This is a genomic window from Amycolatopsis sp. NPDC045836, from assembly GCF_056431745.1.
The window spans coordinates 1-8833 of sequence record NZ_JBWKKF010000052.1 but is presented as its reverse complement, the minus strand read 5'-3'; the positions used below and the strand labels follow the sequence as shown (position 1 = coordinate 8833).

Below are 8833 nucleotides of genomic sequence, written 5' to 3'. Positions count from 1 at the left end.
GCTGACCTGTATCGGTCTGGTGATTTCCACCAACGTGACCTACTACATGCTGCTGACCTACATGCCGAGCTACCTGTCGCATAACCTGCACTACTCGGAAGATCACGGTGTGCTGATTATTATCGCGATCATGGTGGGTATGCTGTTTGTGCAGCCGATTATGGGGCTGCTGAGCGACCGCTTTGGCCGTCGACCGTTCATCATCCTCGGCAGTGTGGCGCTGTTTGCGCTGGCGATCCCGGCCTTTATTCTGATTAACAGTAATGTGCTGGGTCTGATTTTCGCGGGCCTGCTGATGCTGGCGGTGATCCTGAACTGCTTTATCGGGGTGATGGCGTCAACATTGCCTGCGATGTTCCCGACGCACATTCGTTATAGTGCGCTGGCGGCGGCGTTCAACATCTCGGTTCTGATTGCGGGCCTGACGCCGACGCTTGCCGCCTCTCTGGTGGAAAGCACGCAGAACCTGATGATGCCTGCTTATTATCTGATGGTTATTGCAGTCATTGGTCTGGCAACCGGTCTTACCATGAAGGAGACGGCGAACCGTCCTCTGAAAGGGGCGACGCCTGCGGCATCTGATATTCAGGAAGCAAAAGAGATCCTGCGTGAGCACTACGATAACGTAGAGCAGAAGATAGAGGATATTGACGCAGAGATTGAAGAGCTGCAGAAGAAACGCTCTCGCCTTGTTGATCAACATCCACGGATTAACGAGTAATAATGAAACCCGCCGCTGGCGGGTTTTCTTTTATTAGCATCCGGCGGCAATGTAGTCGCCGTTGGCGCTGATGGGGATCACCGTCAGGAACAGGACGGTGGCGAACAGAATCAGCACGATCCCTCCCGCGATTTTCACGACCGGGACCAGCCAGCTCAGCGTTGACCCGCCGCCGAAATACGCCACCGTGCGTTCACGGGCATAACGTACCGCCAGCGAGAGACCCATAATAGAAAGCGCTGTACCCAGTGACATGGTCATCACCGCGGCGATCCCCCAGGTGACAATGCCGAGCGCATTCGAGAACATCAGGATCATGATCGCGCCGCTGCACGGGCGCGCGCCAATCGCCATCACCACGCCCAGACGCGTTTTCCAGTCGCCTTTTGTCAGATCGCTTCCTACGCCATGATGACCACAACCGCAATGCTCATCATGCTGGTGGAAGGGCTTGATCGAGGAGATTGTCATTCGACGCGGACGCAGGCTTTTCAGTGCCTGATAAATCATATATGCGCCGAATGCGCCAATAAGGACGGCGCTGACCTTCTCTACATACCATCGGCTGGTGCTGATATCCCCCGAGGCGAGGTTAAATCCTATCGCCAGTATAAAGACAAAGAGTATGGCGCTGACGCCCTGCATCAGGCTGCCGAGAAACGGCACAACCCGGGCGGCCAATTCGCTTTCTTTATTTGTACTGAGATAGGTGGTGACAATGAATTTACCATGCCCCGGTCCGATAGCGTGAAGTACGCCATAAAGGAAGGCACCGGTGAGTAGCCACAGACCGCCGCTGTACTGATGGTTATTCAGCTGGAGCAAGTACATCACCAGATAGCGATGTAAGGTGATCTGGGTGGCGAGGCACCACTGAATAAAGGCATTCCAGTGCGTATGGAGCGTAAAACCTGCAAAGAGAAGTACCAGCACCATCAGCCCTGCTGTGGGGATGCGCCAGTCACGGGTGAGACGTTGTGTGGTCATGGGAGGAGCCTGGAGGGGGAATATTTGTCGCTAGTATAGTGGATTTAAGGGACGTCTGTGGATAAGTCTGTGTGTAAAAAGGTATAAGGCGGGGTTTTGCTGTGTAATGCAGCAGTCAGTCATTTTTCTGTCATTTAGCGGTTGCGGCCTGCGGATAACTCCCTATAATGCGCCTCCATCGACACGGAACATGTGAATCACTTCACAAACAACCGGGTCGGTTGAAGAGAAAAAATCCTGAAATAACGGGTTGACTCTGAAAGAGGAAAGCGTAATATACGCCACCTCGCAACGGTGAGCGAAAGCCGCGTTGCACTGCTCTTTAACAATTTATCAGACAATCTGTGTGGGCACTCAAAGTGACATGGATTCTTAATGTCTTCGGACAATAAATGAATACCAAGTCTCTGAGTGAACATACGTAATTCATTACGAAGTTTAATTCACGAGCATCAAACTTAAATTGAAGAGTTTGATCATGGCTCAGATTGAACGCTGGCGGCAGGCCTAACACATGCAAGTCGAGCGGCAGCGGGAAGTAGCTTGCTACTTTGCCGGCGAGCGGCGGACGGGTGAGTAATGTCTGGGAAACTGCCTGATGGAGGGGGATAACTACTGGAAACGGTAGCTAATACCGCATAACGTCGCAAGACCAAAGAGGGGGACCTTCGGGCCTCTTGCCATCAGATGTGCCCAGATGGGATTAGCTAGTAGGTGGGGTAACGGCTCACCTAGGCGACGATCCCTAGCTGGTCTGAGAGGATGACCAGCCACACTGGAACTGAGACACGGTCCAGACTCCTACGGGAGGCAGCAGTGGGGAATATTGCACAATGGGCGCAAGCCTGATGCAGCCATGCCGCGTGTATGAAGAAGGCCTTCGGGTTGTAAAGTACTTTCAGCGGGGAGGAAGGTGCTGAGGTTAATAACCTCAGCAATTGACGTTACCCGCAGAAGAAGCACCGGCTAACTCCGTGCCAGCAGCCGCGGTAATACGGAGGGTGCAAGCGTTAATCGGAATTACTGGGCGTAAAGCGCACGCAGGCGGTCTGTCAAGTCGGATGTGAAATCCCCGGGCTCAACCTGGGAACTGCATTCGAAACTGGCAGGCTAGAGTCTTGTAGAGGGGGGTAGAATTCCAGGTGTAGCGGTGAAATGCGTAGAGATCTGGAGGAATACCGGTGGCGAAGGCGGCCCCCTGGACAAAGACTGACGCTCAGGTGCGAAAGCGTGGGGAGCAAACAGGATTAGATACCCTGGTAGTCCACGCCGTAAACGATGTCGACTTGGAGGTTGTGCCCTTGAGGCGTGGCTTCCGGAGCTAACGCGTTAAGTCGACCGCCTGGGGAGTACGGCCGCAAGGTTAAAACTCAAATGAATTGACGGGGGCCCGCACAAGCGGTGGAGCATGTGGTTTAATTCGATGCAACGCGAAGAACCTTACCTACTCTTGACATCCAGAGAACTTAGCAGAGATGCTTTGGTGCCTTCGGGAACTCTGAGACAGGTGCTGCATGGCTGTCGTCAGCTCGTGTTGTGAAATGTTGGGTTAAGTCCCGCAACGAGCGCAACCCTTATCCTTTGTTGCCAGCGGTCCGGCCGGGAACTCAAAGGAGACTGCCAGTGATAAACTGGAGGAAGGTGGGGATGACGTCAAGTCATCATGGCCCTTACGAGTAGGGCTACACACGTGCTACAATGGCGCATACAAAGAGAAGCGACCTCGCGAGAGCAAGCGGACCTCATAAAGTGCGTCGTAGTCCGGATTGGAGTCTGCAACTCGACTCCATGAAGTCGGAATCGCTAGTAATCGTAGATCAGAATGCTACGGTGAATACGTTCCCGGGCCTTGTACACACCGCCCGTCACACCATGGGAGTGGGTTGCAAAAGAAGTAGGTAGCTTAACCTTCGGGAGGGCGCTTACCACTTTGTGATTCATGACTGGGGTGAAGTCGTAACAAGGTAACCGTAGGGGAACCTGCGGTTGGATCACCTCCTTACCTTAAAGAACCTGCCTTTGTAGTGCTCACACAGATTGTCTGATGAAAAGTAAATAGCAAGGCGTCTTGCGATTGAGACTTCAGTGTCCCCTTCGTCTAGAGGCCCAGGACACCGCCCTTTCACGGCGGTAACAGGGGTTCGAATCCCCTAGGGGACGCCACTTGCTGGTTCGTGAGTGAAAGTCACCTGCCTTAATATCTCAAAACTCATCTTCGGGTGACGTTTGAGATATTTGCTCTTTAAAAATCTGGATCAAGCTGAAAATTGAAACGACACACATGTTATGTGTGTTCGAGTCTCTCAAATTTTCGCAAGTCGGTGATGAATCGAAAGAAACATCTTCGGGTTGTGAGGTTAAGCGACTAAGCGTACACGGTGGATGCCCTGGCAGTCAGAGGCGATGAAGGACGTGCTAATCTGCGAAAAGCGCCGGCGAGGTGATATGAACCTTTGACCCGGCGATGTCCGAATGGGGAAACCCAGTGTGTTCCGACACACTATCATTAACTGAATACATAGGTTAACGAGGCGAACCGGGGGAACTGAAACATCTAAGTACCCCGAGGAAAAGAAATCAACCGAGATTCCCCCAGTAGCGGCGAGCGAACGGGGAGCAGCCCAGAGTCTGAATCAGCTTGTGTGTTAGTGGAAGCGTCTGGAAAGTCGCACGGTACAGGGTGATAGTCCCGTACACGAAAGCACACTTGCTGTGAACTCGAAGAGTAGGGCGGGACACGTGGTATCCTGTCTGAATATGGGGGGACCATCCTCCAAGGCTAAATACTCCTGACTGACCGATAGTGAACCAGTACCGTGAGGGAAAGGCGAAAAGAACCCCGGCGAGGGGAGTGAAAAAGAACCTGAAACCGTGTACGTACAAGCAGTGGGAGCCTACTTGTTAGGTGACTGCGTACCTTTTGTATAATGGGTCAGCGACTTATATTCTGTAGCAAGGTTAACCGTATAGGGGAGCCGAAGGGAAACCGAGTCTTAACTGGGCGTTAAGTTGCAGGGTATAGACCCGAAACCCGGTGATCTAGCCATGGGCAGGTTGAAGGTTGGGTAACACTAACTGGAGGACCGAACCGACTAATGTTGAAAAATTAGCGGATGACTTGTGGCTGGGGGTGAAAGGCCAATCAAACCGGGAGATAGCTGGTTCTCCCCGAAAGCTATTTAGGTAGCGCCTCGTGAACTCATCTTCGGGGGTAGAGCACTGTTTCGGCTAGGGGGCCATCCCGGCTTACCAACCCGATGCAAACTACGAATACCGAAGAATGTTATCACGGGAGACACACGGCGGGTGCTAACGTCCGTCGTGAAGAGGGAAACAACCCAGACCGCCAGCTAAGGTCCCAAAGTCATGGTTAAGTGGGAAACGATGTGGGAAGGCACAGACAGCCAGGATGTTGGCTTAGAAGCAGCCATCATTTAAAGAAAGCGTAATAGCTCACTGGTCGAGTCGGCCTGCGCGGAAGATGTAACGGGGCTAAACCATGCACCGAAGCTGCGGCAGCGACACTATGTGTTGTTGGGTAGGGGAGCGTTCTGTAAGCCGTTGAAGGTGGCCTGTGAGGGTTGCTGGAGGTATCAGAAGTGCGAATGCTGACATAAGTAACGATAATGCGGGTGAAAAGCCCGCACGCCGGAAGACCAAGGGTTCCTGTCCAACGTTAATCGGGGCAGGGTGAGTCGACCCCTAAGGCGAGGCCGAAAGGCGTAGTCGATGGGAAACAGGTTAATATTCCTGTACTTGGTGTTACTGCGAAGGGGGGACGGAGAAGGCTATGTTAGCCGGGCGACGGTTGTCCCGGTTTAAGCATGTAGGCGGAGGTTCCAGGTAAATCCGGTACCTTTTTAACGCTGAGGTGTGATGACGAGGCACTACGGTGCTGAAGTAACAAATGCCCTGCTTCCAGGAAAAGCCTCTAAGCATCAGGTAACATCAAATCGTACCCCAAACCGACACAGGTGGTCAGGTAGAGAATACCAAGGCGCTTGAGAGAACTCGGGTGAAGGAACTAGGCAAAATGGTGCCGTAACTTCGGGAGAAGGCACGCTGATATGTAGGTGAAGCCCCTGCGGGTGGAGCTGAAATCAGTCGAAGATACCAGCTGGCTGCAACTGTTTATTAAAAACACAGCACTGTGCAAACACGAAAGTGGACGTATACGGTGTGACGCCTGCCCGGTGCCGGAAGGTTAATTGATGGGGTTAGCGGCAACGCGAAGCTCTTGATCGAAGCCCCGGTAAACGGCGGCCGTAACTATAACGGTCCTAAGGTAGCGAAATTCCTTGTCGGGTAAGTTCCGACCTGCACGAATGGCGTAATGATGGCCAGGCTGTCTCCACCCGAGACTCAGTGAAATTGAACTCGCTGTGAAGATGCAGTGTACCCGCGGCAAGACGGAAAGACCCCGTGAACCTTTACTATAGCTTGACACTGAACACTGGTCCTTGATGTGTAGGATAGGTGGGAGGCTTTGAAGCGTGGACGCCAGTCTGCGTGGAGCCGACCTTGAAATACCACCCTTTAATGGCTGGTGTTCTAACGTAGACCCGTAATCCGGGTTGCGGACAGTGTCTGGTGGGTAGTTTGACTGGGGCGGTCTCCTCCCAAAGAGTAACGGAGGAGCACGAAGGTTAGCTAATCCTGGTCGGACATCAGGAGGTTAGTGCAATGGCATAAGCTAGCTTGACTGCGAGAGTGACGGCTCGAGCAGGTGCGAAAGCAGGTCATAGTGATCCGGTGGTTCTGAATGGAAGGGCCATCGCTCAACGGATAAAAGGTACTCCGGGGATAACAGGCTGATACCGCCCAAGAGTTCATATCGACGGCGGTGTTTGGCACCTCGATGTCGGCTCATCACATCCTGGGGCTGAAGTAGGTCCCAAGGGTATGGCTGTTCGCCATTTAAAGTGGTACGCGAGCTGGGTTTAGAACGTCGTGAGACAGTTCGGTCCCTATCTGCCGTGGGCGCTGGAGAATTGAGGGGGGCTGCTCCTAGTACGAGAGGACCGGAGTGGACGCATCACTGGTGTTCGGGTTGTCATGCCAATGGCATTGCCCGGTAGCTAAATGCGGAAGAGATAAGTGCTGAAAGCATCTAAGCACGAAACTTGCCCCGAGATGAGTTCTCCCTGACTCCTTGAGAGTCCTGAAGGAACGTTGAAGACTACGACGTTGATAGGTCGGGTGTGTAAGCGCAGCGATGCGTTGAGCTAACCGATACTAATGAACCGTGAGGCTTAACCTTACAACGCCGAAGGTGTTTTGGCGAAGAGACAGACACGATATTTTCAGCCTGATACAGATTTAACAGAATTTGCCTGGCGGCTTTAGCGCGGTGGTCCCACCTGACCCCATGCCGAACTCAGAAGTGAAACGCCGTAGCGCCGATGGTAGTGTGGGGTCTCCCCATGTGAGAGTAGGGAACTGCCAGGCATCAAATAAGTAGAGAGGCCATCCGCAAGGATGGCCTTTTTGCGTTTCTGGACCACTGAATTTTGTAGGCCAGGTAAGGCAAAGCCGCCACCCGGCAAGTCAGGCCGCACTCCACGCTAAAATAAACTCTGCAATCCCATCCACGTCATTTAAGTCCAGCACCGGAACCTCAAGCGGCAATACAACATCACTGGCCACCGCAATCACATACTCATCCAGAATTAACTCACCGACATCATGCCCGGCATCGCTCCTGAATAGCAGGATCTTCGCCACAGCCTCGTGCTTAAACCCCTCAACCAGCACCAGATCCAGCGTGGAATGATCCATTCGGCTAACCAGATAAGCCAGATCCAACGGCGCCTCATCCGGGGTTTCTGTCATCAATGCCCAGCGCTGAGTGCTTGCCACCATCGTTTGTGCCGCACCCGCTTTACGCAACTCAAAGCTGTCTTTACCGGGCGTATCGACATCCATATTATGATGCGTGTGCTTAATCAAACCTGGACGAATACCTCTGGCGCACAGTGCAGGTATCAGCTTTTTGAGTAACGTGGTTTTCCCGGTACCACTCCAGGCGGAAATTGCTAAAACAGGTGTCATTTCTTCTCCTGCAGTGCCTGCAAATCTTCTGTCGTATTCACGTTCACAAATGCTGGCTTCACATCGCTAAAATCAACCGGATGTCCGCCTGCCTGCCGCATAAACACCATCACCCTTCTTTCTCCAGCAGCCAGGTAAGCCTGCATGTCAGAAACTAACGATATATGAATCAGGGCGATCGTCGGATGATCGCGCTCACCGTCATGTGCCCAAACCACGGGCGAGTCACCGCGCTGTTGTACCATGCGTTCTACCAGGCAAGTCGGAATAAAGGGTGTATCGCAGGAGCAAAAGAGAAACCACCCCCCCTTAGCCTGCTGCATGACCGAGAGCATCCCAGCCAGAGGACCCGGATAATCTGCCAGGTTATCCTGATAAACGGGGAATCCGCTGCGTTGGTAAATAGCGATGTGACGATTAGCACTGAGCGCGATTGTCGACACCTGATCTGTAAGCCTGTCAGCGACATGCTGCCATAAGGGCTTTCCATTCAGCAGCTGTAGCCCCTTATCTTCTCCGCCCATTCGGGTCGCTCTGCCACCGGCCAGAACGACACCGATGATTTTCTGGCATTCATTCACTAATATCGCCTCTTTTATTGTGGGATTGACCCTGCTAACGTGTCTCTCTAAATGAAAGGAGCACCACCATGAAATGTAAACGTCTGAATGAAGTTATTGAACTCCTCCAGCCAGCCTGGCAAAAAGAGCCAGAGCTGAATCTGATGCAATTTTTACAGAAACTGGCGAAAGAGTCAGGTTTTGACGGCGAACTGACAGACCTTTCTGACGACATCCTGATCTACCACCTTAAAATGCGTGATTCAGCCAAAGATGCTGTTATTCCTGGTATTCAGAAAGATTATGAGGAAGATTTTAAAACCGCATTGCTGCGCGCGCGTGGGGTAATTAAAGAGTAAAAGCTTGTAAGCGGAGCCACCGAAATCGCCACAAGATGATATCCTGAATCATTCGTATAATTTCCGGATGATCGGATGAACGACCAGGCTTTTACTTTCCAGACACTACACCCGGATACCATTATGGACGCCCTGTTCGAGCAGGGTATTCGGGT

The 8833-nt window shown here is 52.5% G+C and carries 5 protein-coding genes, 1 tRNA gene and 3 rRNA genes; 6 read left to right on the top strand and 3 right to left on the bottom strand.

Annotation, left to right across the window (positions count from 1 at the left end):
• Positions 1 to 721 (top strand): MFS transporter (locus AC07EG_RS40155; RefSeq protein WP_478258521.1); only part of this gene is annotated, 721 nt, incomplete at its 5' end.
• A 33-nt stretch (positions 722 to 754) separates the two neighbouring features.
• On the opposite strand, the gene AC07EG_RS40150 is transcribed toward AC07EG_RS40155, so the two are convergent.
• The gene (locus AC07EG_RS40150; protein ID WP_214595058.1) at positions 755 to 1708 is read right to left on the bottom strand and encodes a nickel/cobalt transporter; all 954 of its coding nucleotides are present in this window, start codon (positions 1706 to 1708) and stop codon (positions 755 to 757) included.
• A gap of 460 nt (positions 1709 to 2168) precedes the next feature.
• On the opposite strand from AC07EG_RS40150, the gene AC07EG_RS40145 reads away from it, so the two are divergent.
• The 4 genes from AC07EG_RS40145 to rrf all read left to right on the top strand — a co-directional run bounded on the left by AC07EG_RS40145 (position 2169) and on the right by rrf (position 7156).
• Positions 2169 to 3710, top strand: a 16S ribosomal RNA gene (locus AC07EG_RS40145).
• Positions 3711 to 3795: 85 nt separating this feature from the next.
• Positions 3796 to 3871: transfer RNA gene (locus tag AC07EG_RS40140), tRNA-Glu, on the top strand.
• A gap of 192 nt (positions 3872 to 4063) precedes the next feature.
• Positions 4064 to 6968, top strand: a 23S ribosomal RNA gene (locus tag AC07EG_RS40135).
• Positions 6969 to 7040: 72 nt separating this feature from the next.
• Positions 7041 to 7156, top strand: a 5S ribosomal RNA gene (gene rrf, locus AC07EG_RS40130).
• The 16S, 23S and 5S rRNA genes sit together here with 1 tRNA gene alongside, the layout of an rRNA operon.
• Before the next feature lie 99 nt (positions 7157 to 7255).
• Here rrf and mobB read toward each other — a convergent pair.
• Together mobB and mobA are read right to left on the bottom strand one after the other, a co-directional pair.
• Positions 7256 to 7759, bottom strand: coding sequence for a molybdopterin-guanine dinucleotide biosynthesis protein MobB (gene mobB, locus AC07EG_RS40125; protein WP_427354009.1), 504 nt, complete (start codon positions 7757 to 7759; stop codon positions 7256 to 7258).
• On the bottom strand, positions 7756 to 8340 hold the full coding sequence (gene mobA / locus AC07EG_RS40120) for a molybdenum cofactor guanylyltransferase MobA (RefSeq protein WP_214606266.1): 585 nt from the start codon (positions 8338 to 8340) through the stop codon (positions 7756 to 7758). Before mobA ends, mobB begins: the two co-directional genes overlap by 4 nt.
• Positions 8341 to 8408: 68 nt before the next feature.
• On the opposite strand from mobA, the gene AC07EG_RS40115 reads away from it, so the two are divergent.
• The gene (locus AC07EG_RS40115; protein WP_010436801.1) at positions 8409 to 8678 is read left to right on the top strand and encodes a YihD family protein; all 270 of its coding nucleotides are present in this window, start codon (positions 8409 to 8411) and stop codon (positions 8676 to 8678) included.
• The last annotated feature ends 155 nt before the right edge of the window (positions 8679 to 8833 follow it).

Excerpts from the sequence above, each read along its gene's own strand:
- AC07EG_RS40115 (WP_010436801.1), top strand. The coding sequence starts at position 8,409 with ATGAAATGTAAACGTCTGAATGAAGTTATTGAACTCCTCCAGCCAGCC.
- AC07EG_RS40150 (WP_214595058.1), bottom strand. The coding sequence starts at position 1,708 with ATGACCACACAACGTCTCACCCGTGACTGGCGCATCCCCACAGCAGGG.
- mobB (WP_427354009.1), bottom strand. The coding sequence starts at position 7,759 with ATGACACCTGTTTTAGCAATTTCCGCCTGGAGTGGTACCGGGAAAACC.